Origin of the sequence: Streptomyces javensis (assembly GCF_039525925.1) — a bacterium.
Taxonomy (GTDB): domain Bacteria; phylum Actinomycetota; class Actinomycetes; order Streptomycetales; family Streptomycetaceae; genus Streptomyces; species Streptomyces asiaticus.
In genome coordinates this window covers 1-13453 of the sequence record NZ_BAAAIF010000025.1, presented here as the reverse complement: position 1 = coordinate 13453, position 13453 = coordinate 1, and the positions used below count along the sequence as shown (strand labels likewise).

Genomic DNA, 13453 nt, shown 5'->3' with positions numbered 1-13453 from the left:
ATTCCATCGCCTCCTGACAGTTGCCCGCATCACCCTGCCATGGAAACGCGCGAAGACGACCGAGTGACGGATCGCGTCGCTCCGGACGGGTTGGGCGGGGGGTGTGGGGCGGGGCGGCGGCGCGTGGTCGGGGATCGTGTGGCCCACGTGCCACAGGGGTCACCATGGCCATGTGAGCCACAGTGACCCCTGCCGTATCAGCCCTTGCTGGCGCCGAGGGTGAGCCCGGCGATGAAGTGGCGCTGCAACAGCAGGAAGACCAGCACCGTGGGAAGCGCCACGATCACCGACCCCGCCGCGAGCAGGTTGTAGTCGGTGAAGAACTGGCCGCGCAGATTGTTGAGCGCGGAGGTGATGGGCAGCTTGTCGCCGTCGGAGATGAAGACGAGCGCCCACAGGAAGTCGTTGTACATCCAGGTGAATTGCAGGGTGGCCAGTGCGGCCAGCGCGGGGCGGCACAGCGGAAGCGTGATGTTCCAGTACTGCGTCCAGACCCCCGCGCCGTCCACCCGCGCCGCCTCCACGATCTCATCGGGAATGGTGCGCATGAAGTTGGCGAGGACGAAGACGCAGAATCCCACCTGGAAGGCGACCTGAACGGCGAGCACGGCCCAGTAGGAGTCGTACATCGTCATCGAGTCCGACATCCAATAGGGCAGATCGATCTTGGTGAAGAGCACATAGAGCGGGGTGACGATGACCTGCTGCGGCAGCAGGTTTCCCGCCGTGAACACCATCAGCAGCACCAGCCCGCCGCGTATTCTCAGCCGGGTCACGGAGAAGGCGACGAACGAGGCGAGAAACAGCGTCAACAGCACCCCGGGCACCGCGATGATGAGCGAGTTGACGAAGTACTTGCCCATCCCGGAGTCGTTGAACGCCTTGGCGTAGTAGTCGAACGACAGATGGCGCGGCAGCGAGAAATAGCCGTATTTCGCGGTCTCCTCGTACGGCCGCAGCGAGGCGTAGACGGCGAGTAGCAGCGGGGCGAGGAAGGCGAGCGACACGACCATCAGAAAGGCGTGCAGCCCGAGCCGGCCACGGGTCACCCGGCGTTTGCCGGTGCTGGTCACCGGAGTCACGGTCCGCACGGGGGCGGGCGGAGTGGTGACGGTCATCCCTTCTTCCCCCCTCGCAGCTCCTGGACCAGATAGGTCACGATGAATCCCAGGGAAACGGTCAGCAGGACGACGGCGATCGCGGAGCCGAATCCGATCCGGCTGGCCTCACCGATGATGTTGTCGGTGACCAGCACCGAGAGCAGTTCGAGCCCGTTACGGCCGTGGTTGATGGCGTAGACGATGTCGAAGGCGCGCAATGCCTCGATCACGGTGATGACGCCGACGATGATATTGACCGGCCGCAGGGTGGGCAGCACCACCCGGAAGAAGGTCTGGGTCTCGCTGGCACCGTCGATCGCGGCCGCTTCCTTGAGCGAGGGATCGACGGATTTCAGCCCGGCCAGATACAAGATCATCACATACCCGGTGTGCCGCCAGGCGGCCGCCAGCAGCACCATCCAGATATTGAGGTCCGGGTCTCCGAGCCAGTCCACCGGGTCGTGTCTGTCGGCGAGGATCGCGTTCAGCGCGCCCTGGTCTCGGGAGAAGACCAGCTGTGCGATGAAGCCGACGATGGCGAGGGAGAGCACCACCGGCATATAGAGGGTGGACTGGTAGAAGCGGCTGAACCGGACACCCTTGTCCAGCAGTACGGCCAGCAGCAGTCCGAAGGGGGTCGCGACCAAGCCGAGAAAGGCCACCCAGAGCAGATTGTTGCGGACCGCGGGCCAGAACGGCGGATAGTCGGTGAAGAGGGTCTTGTAGTTGTCGATGCCCACCCAGTGGATATCGCCGATGCCGTCCCAACTGGTGAAGGACAGGCCGATGGAGGCGAGGGTCGGGCCCCAGATCAGGGCCAGGTCGAGCAGGACGGGTATGCCCAGCAGCACGCCGATGACGGCGAGGTCGCGGGAGGTGAATCTCCGCGGACCCCGCCGTTTGGCACGCCGCGCGGTCGTGAGGGGCACGGCGCGAATCTCCTAGTCGCTGGCGAAGATGGTCTTCTTCTGGGACTCGATGTCCTTGGTGAGGCCGTCGATGTCGTTCGGCTTGTTGATGAACTGCTGAATGGCCCGGATCATCACCTGGGACGCGAAGTCCGGCCGGGTGTCCCGGTCCATGAACTGCGATATCTGCTTGGCGTTCGAGACGAGGTCGACGGCCTTCTTCTGGAGCGCGTTGTACGACGAGGTGGACGCCTTGTCGTTGACCGCGATGTTGTTCGGGTCCCGCTTCAGGTAGATCTCCTCGGCGGCGGGGGTGGCGAGGTACTTCATCAGCTCCTTGCCCTCCTTCTGCCGCTTGGACTTCTTCGCCAGCAGAAAGCCGTCGATCGGCGCCTCCACGGCGTCCTGACCGTAGGCGGAGTCGATCTCGGGGAAGGGGAAGAAGTCCAGATCATCGCGGTCGGCGGCGGAGAACTGCTGCCCGGGGTGGGGCAGCCCGAAGACGGCCATACCGGACTTCTTCTGCGCCAGGCTCTGGGCGGCCTCCTGCCAGGTCCGCCCGTTGGCGCCCTTCTGGTGGTACGGCATCAGCCCGCGCCACAGGTCGAAGACGTTTCGGACCTTGGGATCGGTCCAGGACTCCTTGCCGCCCATGAGGGAGATATGGAAGTCGTAGCCGTTGGCCCGCATATTGAGATAGTCGAAGGTCCCCATGGCGGGCCAGCCGTCCTTGTCGCCGAAGGCGATGGCGTCGAGGCCGTCCTTGTCCATCCGCTTGGCGAGCGCCCGGAACTCGTCGAAGGTCTTCGGAACCTCGTAGCCGCGCTGGGCGAAGACGCTCTTCCGGTAGAAGACCGCCCAGGGGTAGTAGTAGTACGGCACGAGATACTGCTTGCCGTCCTTGCCGGTGGACTGCTTTTTGAGCGCGTCCGAGAAGCCGTCGAAGCCCTTCCAGAGGTCGCTGATCTCGGCGAGCTGCCCCTGTTCGGCGAAGAACTGCATGCGGTACCCGGCGAACCACATGAAGACGTCGTCGGGGGTGCCCTTCAGATAGCGGTTGATGCCCTCCTGGAAGGCCTCGTGATTGACCGTGTTGACCTTGACCTTCTTGTCCGACTTCTTCTCGTACGCGTTGAACACCTCGGCGAACGCCTTGCGGGGCACGGCGTCGGAGGCGTTGGAGCCGATCTTCACTTCGTTGCCCGGACCACCACAGGCGGTCAGCAGCGTCGGAAGGGCTACCGCGCCGGCTCCGGCCGCGGTGCCTCGTAGTAGCGCACGGCGGGAGATCCGATGTCCTGACGATGACGGTGCCATGTGCCCCTCCACAGAGGTTCAATCAAACACAACCGAACGCGAGTGAGGGGATCTCACCCGGCGACCAGGCGAATCGTCAAGGGTTTTGACGAGATATCGAACAACTGTTATCGCATCTCTTCCAACAGACTCCAACAGGGTCTACCGTAAACGCTCGCATGTGACGCAGCCATGACACTGCGTTACCCCCGTTGAGAACGGAGGACCCGCATCGTGCGCCACCGCTGTTTTCGACCCGCGAGACGAAGAGTCATCGGAGCATTGAGCGCCGGACTGCTGGCCACGGTCGGCCTGGCCCTCCCGGCCGTCGCCCAGCCCGCGCACCCCGCCGAGGGCACCTCACCGGCCTCCGCCCCGGGCGCCGCGCCCGGTGACGGGCTCGCCCTCACCCCTCCAATGGGCTTCAACAACTGGAACTCGACCCACTGCCGCGCGGAGTTCAATGAGGCGATGGTCAAGGGCATCGCCGATATCTTCGTGGCCAAGGGACTGAAGGACGCCGGATACCAGTACGTCAACCTCGACGACTGCTGGGCGCTGCCGCAGCGCGACGCCAACGGCAAGCTGGTGCCCGATCCGGTCCGCTTCCCGAACGGCATCAAGGCCGTCGCCGACTACGTCCACGCCAAGGGACTGAAGATCGGCATCTACACCAGCGCGGGCACCAAGACCTGCAACAGTGCCGGCTTCCCCGGGGGCCTCGGCCATGAGAAGTCCGACGCCCAGCAGTTCGCCGACTGGGGCATCGACTACCTCAAGTACGACAACTGCAATAACCAGGGTGTCGACGCCAAGCAGCGCTACCGCACCATGCGCGACGCTCTCAAGGCCGCGACCGAGACCACCGGCCGCCCCATCGTCTACAGCATCTGCGAATGGGGCCAGAACAAGCCCTGGGAGTGGGCCGGGGAAGTCGGCCATCTGTGGCGGACCACGGGCGACATCAGCGACAGCTGGGGCAGCATGCTGTCGATCGCCAAGCAGAACCTGCCGCTCGCGAAGTACGCCGGGCCCGGCCACTGGAACGACCCCGACATGCTGGAGGTCGGCAACGGCGGGATGACGGCCACCGAGTACCGCAGCCACTTCTCGCTGTGGTCGATCATGGCCGCACCGCTGCTGATCGGTACCGATCTGCGCAAGGCCAACGCCGAGACCTATGAGATCCTCGGCAATCACGAAGTGATCGCCGTCGATCAGGACCCGCTGGGCAAGCAGGGCACCGTGGTCTCCTCCGAGGGCGGGCGCTGGGTCATCGCCAAGGAGATGGCGGACGGCAGCCGCGCCATCGCGCTGTTCAACGAGACCGACCGGCCGCAGCACATCGCCACCACGGCGACCGGGGTCGGGTTGCCCCGGGCGACCGCGTACCGGCTGCGCGACCTGTGGTCGCACAAGGACTACAACACCGCCGGAGCCATTTCGGCCACCGTCCCGGCCCACGGCACCGTGCTCTACCGGGCCTCGGCCGACACCCGCTGGGCCTCCTACCCGCCCGCCGCCGAACTCGGCCTCGACGGCACGGCGCTGACCGAGGCCGGGGCCGCGGCCAAGATCGACACCACGCTCACCGACCTCGGCCGCACTCCGGCCCAGCAGGTCTCGGTCCGGCTCACCGGCCCCGACGGCTGGCAGATCAAGGCCACCTCCCCGACCCGGTCCGCCTCGCTGCCCAGCGGGTCGAAACTGGCCACGCGCTGGCAGGTGACCGCGCCCGCCGGTGCCGCGCCCGGTGCGTACGACCTGACGGTCAGCGCCGACTACCGCTCACCGGGAGGCGACAAGGCCGCCGCCCGGCTGGTCTCGGCGGTCCATGTGGTGGTCGCTCCGCCCTCCGGCAGCTCGTACGCGAGCGATCTGCCCTGGCTGAGCGCGCTCAACGGCTGGGGCCCGGTGGAGAAGAACACCAGCGTCGGCGAGAACGAGGCGGGGGACGGCCATCCGCTCACCCTCGGCGGCACCTCGTACGACAAGGGCCTGGGTGTGCACGCGCCCAGTGAGGTCACGTACTACACCGGCGGCCGGTGCTCGCGGTTCACCGCGCAGGTCGGCGTGGACGACGAGGAGGGCACCGCCGGGACGGTCGGCTTCGAGGTCTGGGCCGACGACACCAAGGTGGCCTCGTCGAAGACGCTGACCAACGCCGATCCGGCCACCGCCCTCGACGCCGCCATCGGCGGGGCGAAGACGGTCCGGCTCGTCGTCACCGACGGCGGGGACGACGTCACCAGCGATCACGGGGACTGGGCCGACGCGGCCTTCACCTGCTGACGAGATCCACCGATGAGATCCGCCCCTTCCCGCGGCCGTCCCTGGCTCAGCACTCGGGCAGCCCGGGAAGGGGCGCGGCTTGTCGCCGCCCTTGACGTGGACGACGCTCGCATAGACATCGCGATGGCCGTTGTCGTCGTCGGTCCTGGCCCACCACACGTTCGTCCACTTGCCATAGGTCTCCCGGCGGCCCAGGTTCTTCCGGCAGTAGAAGTAGTTCACACCGTGCTCGAGGGTGCCGACCGGCTCACCGCCGTGGGTGTACGAGGTGGCGTCACGCCACACCTCGCAGTCGTACCGACCGCCGGCGGATCCTTCGTCCGCCCCGGCTCCGCGGTGTGGCCATCGCCTCCGCCCAGCGCGTACGTCAGCCCGCCGCCGATGAGCGCGACGGTGGCGGCCGCGGCCGCGATGAGCGCTCCGCGGCGCCTGCGCCCCGCGCTCCGCGCCCCGGCCCTGTCCCCCGCGCCCGGCTCCCCGGCCACCAGCGGCTCCACCACGGGCGGCGGGCCGAAGCCCGGAGGCACGGCGGAGGCGGTTGGCCCGCTCGAGGGAACGGGCGGCGGCCCGCCGCCCAACTCCGCCGGTGTCACCGCTCCGCCTCCCCCAGGGCCCGTCGTCAAAGGGGGCGCCCTGCTCCCGACGCCTGGCACGGCCGCTCGCCGCGTTGTCGCATCACCCGAGTACGCCCAGTACGAGGGCGATGCTCCGCCTTGCGACCGACCGCACCAGACTCCCCCGGCTACCGCTGGGAGGTGCCCCCTGCCCGCGGCCGGGCGCCCCCTTTGACGACAGACCCTCGCGCGCTCCTCGGTCCGGCCCGGCCACTGCCGGGCTCAGGGCGAACAGCCCAGGGGGAGACGGTGACAGCGGGTCATGGTCAAACGGTGAAGGAGCGGGGCTCACTCGTCGGTGGGACGTGTGCCCGCCGCCGGGCCGAACCCCTCCAGCCGTGCCTCCTGCGCCGCCGCGGCGGCCGCGCCCACCAGCCCGGCGTCGGTGCCCATCTGCGCCGGGACGACCTCCAGCCCCTGGACGAAGGACAGGGTCGCGTAGTCGCGCAGGGCGCGCCGCAGGGGCGCGAAGAGCACGTCCCCGGCGCCCGCCACGCCGCCGCCGATGACCGCCACCTCGATCTCGACGAGTGCGGCGGTCGCGGCGATCCCGGCGGCCAGGGCCTGGGCGGCCCGTTCGAAGGAGGCTCGCGCGACCGGGTCTCCGGCCCGCGCCGAGGCGGCGACGGCCTCGGCGCTGGTGTCGCCGTCCGGCCCCGGGCGCCAGCCGTCGTCCAGGGCGCGGCGGGCGATGTTGGGGCCGCTGGCGATCCGCTCCACACAGCCGCGTCCGCCGCACGGGCACGGATCGCCGTTCAGGTCCACGCTGATGTGGCCGATGTGCCCGGCGTTGCCGGTCGGGCCCGGGTGCAGCCGGCCGCCCAGGACCAGCCCGCCGCCCACGCCGGTGGAGACCACCATGCACAGCGCGCTCTTACGGCCGCGCGCCGCGCCCTGCCAGTGTTCGGCGGCCGTCATCGCCGGCCCGTCGCCGACCAGCGAGAGCGGCAGTGCGCCGGTGGTCTCGCGCACCCCGGCGACCAGCGGGAAGTCACGCCAGCCGGGGATGTTGACGGGGCTGACGGTGCCCACCGAGGCGTCCACCGGGCCCGCGCTGCCGATGCCGACGGCGGCGACCCGCGACCAGTGCGCGGTGGCCGCGAGCTCCTCGAGCACGGCGGTGACCTGGCCCATCACCGTGTCGCCGGCCTCCTGGGCGAGGGTGGCGCGACGGGCCCGTACGACCAGCTTTCCGCTCCCGTCCACCAGAGCGCCCGCGATCTTGGTCCCGCCGATGTCCAGTGCGGCGATGAGGTCACGTGGCATAGGTGTCGACTCTCCTGGTGGGCATGCTGGTGGGCATGGACGCGTTCGGTGTGCGGCAATAGTCTTCCCGCCGCTGACAACGTTGTCCAGGGGCTATGCTCGTCACTCCTTTCCCCACGACGACCAGCGACGGGACGAGCGCACTGTGACCGACACCGCCCCGGGCACCGCCAGCCGCACCCCCACACGCCGTTACGGCACCCGCCCCACTATGAAGGACGTGGCCGCACGGGCCGGAGTCGGCCTCAAAACCGTCTCCAGAGTGGTCAACGGCGAGCCGGGCGTCACCCCCGACACCGAGCGCCGCGTCCAGGAGGCCATCACCGCGCTCGGCTTCCGCCGCAACGACAGCGCCCGCATCCTGCGCAAGGGCCGTACGGCGAGCATCGGACTGGTTCTGGAGGATCTGGCCGACCCTTTCTACGGTCCGTTGAGCCGCGCCGTCGAGGAGGTCGCCCGGGCCCATGGCGCGCTGCTGATCAACGGGTCCAGCGCGGAGGACCCCGAGCGGGAGCAGGAGCTGGTGCTCGCCCTGTGCGCGCGCCGGGTCGACGGGCTCGTCATCATCCCGGCCGGCCATGACCACCGCTATCTGGCGCCCGAGATGGCGGCCGGGGTCGCCACCGTCTTCGTCGACCGGCCCGCGGGGCGCATCGACGCCGACGCCGTGCTCGCCGACAGCTTCGGCGGTTCCCGCGACGCCGTCGCCCATCTGATCGCCCACGGCCACCGCCGGATCGGCTTCCTCGGCGACCTGCCCGGCATCCACACCGCCGCCGAGCGGCTGCGCGGCTATCACGCGGCGATGAGCGAGGCCGGGTTGCCGGTCCATGACGCCTGGGTCTCGCTCGGCCCCACCGATCCGGAGCGGGTCCGGACCGCGGCCACCGCGATGCTGGACGCCGCCGAGCCGGTCACCGCGCTCTTCGCGGGCAACAACCGGGTCACCGTCACGGTCGTACGGGTCCTGGCCGAGCGCCCCGCGCCCGCCACGCCGGTGGCCCTCATCGGCTTCGACGACTTCGAGCTCGCCGATCTGCTCTCCCCCGGGATCACCGTCATAGCCCAGGACTCGGCCCAGCTCGGCCGTACCGCGGCCGATCTGCTCTTCCGCCGCCTCGACGGCGCGGGCGGGGACCCCCGGCGGCTCGTCCTGCCGACCCGGCTGATCCCGCGCGGTTCGGGCGAACTGCCCCCGCACGCTCCATCCTGAGCGGCCCTTCCCCGGCATCCGATCGCCCCTCCCCGAGCGGCCCGCTTCCCCCGAACGCCTGAACGGCCCCGCTCCGGTTGCCTCGGTCTCCCACTCCCCCGAGGGTGGAGGCGGAGGGCCCGGGGCCGGTCCGACGGAACGAGGGAGACGCGATGAGCGGGCGCCGAACGCGGACGATCTGCGCGGTGAGCCTCATGGCCGTGCTGGCGCCGGCCGCCGTCGGCTGTTCGGACGACGGGGGCACCCCGTCGTCCGAGGTGTCCCGGGCCTCCGCCGCCATCGCGTCCGCGAGGGCGTCGGCGCAGGCCGAGCTGGACAAGATCAAGGGCGGCTCCCAGGCCAAGGGCGAGGTGAAGGTCGGCCGGGTGAGCCGCGACGGCACGGGACGGGCCGTGGCACCGCTGACCGTGACCAACGGGAGCAAGCACCCGGCCGGCTACGCCATCGAGGTCAACTTCCGCGACGCGAGCGGGGACTTGGTGGACGCCGTCGTCCTGCGCCTGTCCAAGGTGCCCCCGGACCAGCCCACCCCGGCCACCGCTCGCAGCCACCGCAAGCTCACCGGCCGCATCACGGCGAACGTGGGCACGGCGGTGCGGTACTGACCCCGTACCGACCCCACTCAGGCGGCGAGCACCTTGGCCTTGGCGCGCTCGTACTCCTCGGCCGTGAGGTCGCCGTGATTCTTGAGATCCACGAGGTGCTCGAGCTCCGCCGCCCGGCCCGTGGTGGCCGTCGTCCGCATGGACTCCCGGAATTCGGCCTCCGCCTTCTCGGCCCGCTTCGTCTCACGCATGCCCATCCCCCGGCCACGCGCCACCAGATACACGAAGACGCCGAGGAAGGGCAGTACCAGGACGAAGACGGTCCAGCCCGCCTTGGCCCATCCGTTCAGCGCATCGTCGCGGAAGAGATCGGCGAACACGCGGAACAGCAGAAACAGCCACAGGATCCACAGAAAGACCCACATCGTGGTCAGAAAAACATTCAGCAGTGGATAGTCCATCGTCTGCCTCCCGTCGGACACGCCCGGCGGGGCCACCAGGGCCCCACCAGGGCCCACATCCTCAGCTTACGGCGACCCCCGGTCGGCGCAGCAGCGGATGCCACACGGGCGAGCGGTGCGTACCAATGGGAGGGCGGGGCGGCACCACGCGGCGGAGACCGGAAGGGCGGGTGGGCCATGGACCTCCAGGTTCTGCCCCTGGCCGTCACGATGATGGCGGGGCCGCAGATCGTCGCCGCCGTCGTCCTCGTGACCACCGCGCGGCCGGTGCGGGTGGGCCTGGCGTTTCTGCTCGGGGTGGTGGTCGCCACGGCGGCGGGAGTCGCCCTGGCCCGGGGGATCTTCGCGCTGCTGGGGCAGGCGATCGCACCGGGCGACCCGTCCGACCGGGGTGTGGCGGCGGTCGTCGTCCAGCTGGTGCTGGTGGGACTGCTGGCGCTGGTCGCCGTGAAGAACGTGGTGAAGCGGCGGACGGTCGAGCCGCCGAAGTGGCTGGGCTCGCTGATGGAGGCCGGTCCCCGTAAGGCGCTCACGACCGGCTTTCTGATCATCCTGCTCATGCCGTCCGACATCGCGGTCATGCTGACCGTGGGGGCGAATCTGGAGCAGCACGACGCGGAATGGACGGCGGCGCTGCCGTTCGTCGCCGCCACCGTGCTGATCGCGGCACTGCCGCTGCTGGTCTACCTCCTTCTCGGCCACCGGGCGCGGCGCGCGATGCCCCGGCTCCGGGAATGGCTCACCACCCACAGCTGGGTGGTCAATGCCGCCGCGTGCCTGATCTTCATCGTGCTCATCCTGGCCCCCTGACGTCCTGTGAGCGGGCCCCGGCTGACGGCCCGTGGAACGGGCCCCGATCCGGTTTCAGCCGCCCCGGCCGTGCGCGCCCGCGCGGCCCGTGGCGGCCAGGAGGGCGATCACGGCGAGGGCGGCCAGCAGGATCAGCACCAGGAAGAGCACGGTCAGCACGGTGGGGTGGTTCCACAGGGCGAACACCGCGACCGGCACCAGCAGGGCCGTCGTCGTCAGTCCCCGCCGGTGGTCGGCGGTCCAGGTTCCGGCCCGGCCGGTGCGCATCCCGTGGGCGGCGCCCCAGCGGGCCGCGCTGTCGGTGAGGACCTCGGCCCGGCCGCGTACGGTGCTCGGCAGCCGCCCCGGCCCGACCAGGTAGGCGCCGAGCGCGACCACGAGGCCGAGCACCAGCACGGTGAGCACGGTGACCCGCAGGAAGCGCACCACCGTGTCGAAGAGGACCGAGGCGGCCTCCCGGGACAACACGCCCGTCGGCACATGGTCGAGGTAGTAGCGGCGGCCCACCACGAGGACCAGGGCCAGGGCGAGGGAGGCGAGCGCGGTGCCCAGGGCCGCGCGGGCGAGCGCCCGGCGGCGCCGGCGGGCGAGCAGCACTCCCGTACCGCCGAGGGTCACGGTCAGCGCGGGCAGCCAGTTCCCGGCCAGGTCGAGCAGGCGCGCCGCCCGTCGAAAGGTGTCGAGCCGGTCGGAGTGGAAGAGGACGAGCCGCTGGTGGATGTCGGGGACGCCGGTCACCGCGGGGAGACCGGCGTCCACCAGTTGCTGTCTGACCCGCTCCACGGCGGCGCCGACGTTGAGGGTGACGGTGTGCCCCTCGACGCCGACCGGCCCGCCGCCCTTGCCGGTGAGGGCGCTCACGACGGCGGTGTGGGCGGCCCGGTTGGCGCCGGTCCACACGGCGGGGAACTGCTCGCTGCGCACGATGTGGGCGGCCACCTTCCGCACCGCCTGGTCCAGGGCCGAGTCCAGCTGCGGGGCCAGCCCCTCGATGGTGTCGGCGGCCCGCTCCGGGAGGCCGTGGGCGCGCAGCCAGGAGGCGATGTCGGCGGTGATCTCCTGGCTGTTGTGGCGGATGTCGACGGCCTGGCTGACCTGTTCCACGGCGGTGTCCTGGATCGCCGGGTCCTTCGCGAGCGGGGCGACGGTCGCCACATAGCGGTCGGTGTCCAGGACGATGTCGTGGACCCACACCGTCAGCACGGACACCGGTACGAGGAGGCAACCGAGCAGGATCAGCAGGGCCGACACGGCGCTTCTGGCCATGACACCCATCTCCCGCCTTCACCGACGGGGTCGCATCCGGGGTGACACGTGCGGGTGAGCGGATATGGCCAAGCGGATCAGCGACCCGGCGGTAGGGGCCGGTCCGTGGGCCCGCGCGGATCCGGTGTTCCGGGGTCAGGGGGCGGCCGGGGCCGCGCGGCCCGCCAGCGCGTCGAGTTCGGCGCGGCCGAGCCCGGTCAGCCGCTCGACCTCGGCGCCGTCGAGGGCCCCGCAGTCGAGCCCGCGCACCAAGTGGCCGCTGAGGGCCTTCGCGGTGGCCGGTTCGTCGGCGATGCCGGTGCCTCCGGCCGTACGGTCCACATACGCGGCGAGCCGTTCCGCGGCCGCCTCCAGGCCCTCGCGGTAGAACGCGTAGACGGCGGCGTAGCGGGTCGGGAGGTGGCCGGGGTGCATGTCCCAGCCCTGGTAGTAGGCGCGCGCCAACGACCGCCGGACCAGGCGGTGGTGGAGCCGCCAGGCGTCGTGGACCCGCTCGGTGGGGCCGACCGGCAGCACGTTGGTGGAGCCGTCGGAGAGCCGTACGCCGGTACCGGCGGCGGCGACCTGCATCACGGCCTTGGCGTGGTCGGCCACGGGGTGGTCCATGGACTGATGGGTCGCGCCGACGCCGCAGGAGGCGCTGTAGTCGAAGGTGCCGTAGTGCAGCCCGGTGGCCCGCCCCTCGGCGGCGTCGATCATCCGGGCGACGGTGGCGCGGCCGTCCGGGCCGAGGATGGCCTGGGTGGTCTCGATCTGGATCTCGAAGCCGATGCGGCCGGGGGCGAGTCCGTGCGCCTTCTCGAACTCCTCGCACAGCCGGGCCATCGCGGTGATCTGCTCGGCGTACGTCACCTTGGGGAGGGTGAGCACCAGGCCGTCCGGCAGCCCTCCGGCCGCCATCAGCCCGGTGAGGAAGATGTCGAGGGTGCGGATGCCGCGGTCGCGTACGGCTGCCTCCAGGCACTTCATGCGGATGCCGACGTAGGGCGGCGCGGTGCCCTCGGCCTGTGCGGCCGCGACGAGCGAGGCGGCGCGGGCGGCCGCGGCGTCCTCCTCGGCGTCGGGGCGGGGGCCGTAGCCGTCCTCGAAGTCGATGCGCAGGTCCTCCACGGGCTCGCGCTCGAGCTTGGCCCGGACCCGGGTGTGGACGGGTTCGGCGAGTTCGCCGGGGAGGCCGAGGACGGCGGCGAAGGCGGCGGCGTCGGGGGCGTGCCGGTCGAGGGCCGCCAGCGCCTGGTCGCCCCAGTCGCGCACCGTACCGGCGGTGAAGAGGTCGGCGGGGACGTAGACGGTGTGGACGGGCTGGCGGGTGCCGGGGTCGCCGGGGTATCGGCGGGCGAGCTCGGCGTCGACGGCGGCGAGGGAGTCGGCGATGGATGCCCGTACGGCACCGGGCAGGCTGGTCCGCACCGTCCCCTGAGACTCCATGTCCACTCCTCCACCCTTCCCGCCATTTCCGCTGTACGGAAACGATGATCCGTGCAGTGAAGTTAGCCAGCCGTGGAACGGCTGGTCAACACCCTCCCGGTAGCCGCGAGGCCCCGCACGCGCATCGCGTACGGGGCCTCGCGGAGGTCCGGCGGGTGTCAGCCCTTGCGGGTCTTGACCTCCTCGGTCAGCTGCGGGACGACCTCGAAGAGGTCGCCGACCACGCCGTAGTCGACCAGGTCGAAGATCGGGGC

Annotated in this window: 11 protein-coding genes; 4 read left to right on the top strand and 7 right to left on the bottom strand. The window is 70.7% G+C overall.

The genetic code is table 11. From position 1 onward, the window contains the following. Positions 1–197 precede the first annotated feature (197 nt). Genes ABD329_RS22550 through ABD329_RS22540 form a run of 3 tightly spaced genes read right to left on the bottom strand, consistent with a single transcriptional unit; the run spans position 198 to position 3325 of the window. Positions 198–1118 carry a carbohydrate ABC transporter permease gene (locus ABD329_RS22550; protein WP_198279732.1) on the bottom strand — a complete coding sequence of 307 codons (921 nt, stop codon included), beginning with the start codon at positions 1116–1118 and terminating at the stop codon, positions 198–200. Then, positions 1115–2029, bottom strand: a complete 915-nt coding sequence (locus ABD329_RS22545) for a carbohydrate ABC transporter permease (RefSeq protein WP_198279731.1) — start codon at positions 2027–2029, stop codon at positions 1115–1117. The genes ABD329_RS22550 and ABD329_RS22545 overlap by 4 nt, the downstream gene beginning before the upstream one ends. 12 nt (positions 2030–2041) lie before the next feature. After that, entirely contained in the window at positions 2042–3325 is a 1284-nt protein-coding gene (locus tag ABD329_RS22540; RefSeq protein WP_198279730.1) for an ABC transporter substrate-binding protein, read from the bottom strand. Positions 3326–3538: 213 nt separating this feature from the next. Here ABD329_RS22540 and ABD329_RS22535 point away from each other — a divergent pair, with 213 nt between their 5' ends. Then, the gene (locus tag ABD329_RS22535; protein WP_198279729.1) at positions 3539–5596 is read left to right on the top strand and encodes an NPCBM/NEW2 domain-containing protein; all 2058 of its coding nucleotides are present in this window, start codon (positions 3539–3541) and stop codon (positions 5594–5596) included. A gap of 902 nt (positions 5597–6498) precedes the next feature. Here the strand turns inward: ABD329_RS22535 and ABD329_RS22530 are convergent. Beyond that, positions 6499–7476 (bottom strand): ROK family protein, encoded by a 978-nt coding sequence (locus tag ABD329_RS22530; protein ID WP_198279728.1) that lies wholly within the window; start codon positions 7474–7476, stop codon positions 6499–6501. 145 nt (positions 7477–7621) lie between these two features. Between ABD329_RS22530 and ABD329_RS22525 the strand changes: the two genes are divergently transcribed. Further along, positions 7622–8689 carry a LacI family DNA-binding transcriptional regulator gene (locus ABD329_RS22525; RefSeq protein WP_198279727.1) on the top strand — a complete coding sequence of 356 codons (1068 nt, stop codon included), beginning with the start codon at positions 7622–7624 and terminating at the stop codon, positions 8687–8689. A 152-nt stretch (positions 8690–8841) separates the two neighbouring features. Further along, on the top strand, positions 8842–9294 hold the full coding sequence (locus tag ABD329_RS22520; RefSeq protein ID WP_198279726.1) for a hypothetical protein: 453 nt from the start codon (positions 8842–8844) through the stop codon (positions 9292–9294). 17 nt (positions 9295–9311) lie between these two features. Here ABD329_RS22520 and ABD329_RS22515 read toward each other — a convergent pair whose 3' ends face one another. Continuing rightward, positions 9312–9695 (bottom strand): SHOCT domain-containing protein, encoded by a 384-nt coding sequence (locus ABD329_RS22515; RefSeq protein WP_198279725.1) that lies wholly within the window; start codon positions 9693–9695, stop codon positions 9312–9314. A 177-nt stretch (positions 9696–9872) separates the two neighbouring features. Between ABD329_RS22515 and ABD329_RS22510 the strand changes: the two genes are divergently transcribed. Then, a complete protein-coding gene (locus tag ABD329_RS22510) occupies positions 9873–10505 on the top strand; it encodes a GAP family protein (protein ID WP_198281817.1) in 633 nt (210 codons plus the stop codon). A gap of 54 nt (positions 10506–10559) precedes the next feature. On the opposite strand, the gene ABD329_RS22505 is transcribed toward ABD329_RS22510, so the two are convergent. After that, the gene (locus ABD329_RS22505; RefSeq protein ID WP_198281816.1) at positions 10560–11771 is read right to left on the bottom strand and encodes a hypothetical protein; all 1212 of its coding nucleotides are present in this window, start codon (positions 11769–11771) and stop codon (positions 10560–10562) included. 135 nt (positions 11772–11906) lie between these two features. Continuing rightward, positions 11907–13199 (bottom strand): DUF6986 family protein, encoded by a 1293-nt coding sequence (locus ABD329_RS22500; protein WP_198281815.1) that lies wholly within the window; start codon positions 13197–13199, stop codon positions 11907–11909. Positions 13200–13453 lie beyond the last annotated feature (254 nt).

What these genes read in the sequence shown, in the direction of transcription:
- ABD329_RS22505 (WP_198281816.1), bottom strand. Translation starts at nt 11,771, where the DNA reads ATGGCCAGAAGCGCCGTGTCGGCCCTGCTGATCCTGCTCGGTTGCCTC.
- ABD329_RS22530 (WP_198279728.1), bottom strand. Translation starts at nt 7,476, where the DNA reads ATGCCACGTGACCTCATCGCCGCACTGGACATCGGCGGGACCAAGATC.
- ABD329_RS22500 (WP_198281815.1), bottom strand. Translation starts at nt 13,199, where the DNA reads ATGGAGTCTCAGGGGACGGTGCGGACCAGCCTGCCCGGTGCCGTACGG.
- ABD329_RS22515 (WP_198279725.1), bottom strand. Translation starts at nt 9,695, where the DNA reads ATGGACTATCCACTGCTGAATGTTTTTCTGACCACGATGTGGGTCTTT.
- ABD329_RS22520 (WP_198279726.1), top strand. Translation starts at nt 8,842, where the DNA reads ATGAGCGGGCGCCGAACGCGGACGATCTGCGCGGTGAGCCTCATGGCC.
- ABD329_RS22540 (WP_198279730.1), bottom strand. Translation starts at nt 3,325, where the DNA reads ATGGCACCGTCATCGTCAGGACATCGGATCTCCCGCCGTGCGCTACTA.
- ABD329_RS22510 (WP_198281817.1), top strand. Translation starts at nt 9,873, where the DNA reads ATGGACCTCCAGGTTCTGCCCCTGGCCGTCACGATGATGGCGGGGCCG.
- ABD329_RS22550 (WP_198279732.1), bottom strand. Translation starts at nt 1,118, where the DNA reads ATGACCGTCACCACTCCGCCCGCCCCCGTGCGGACCGTGACTCCGGTG.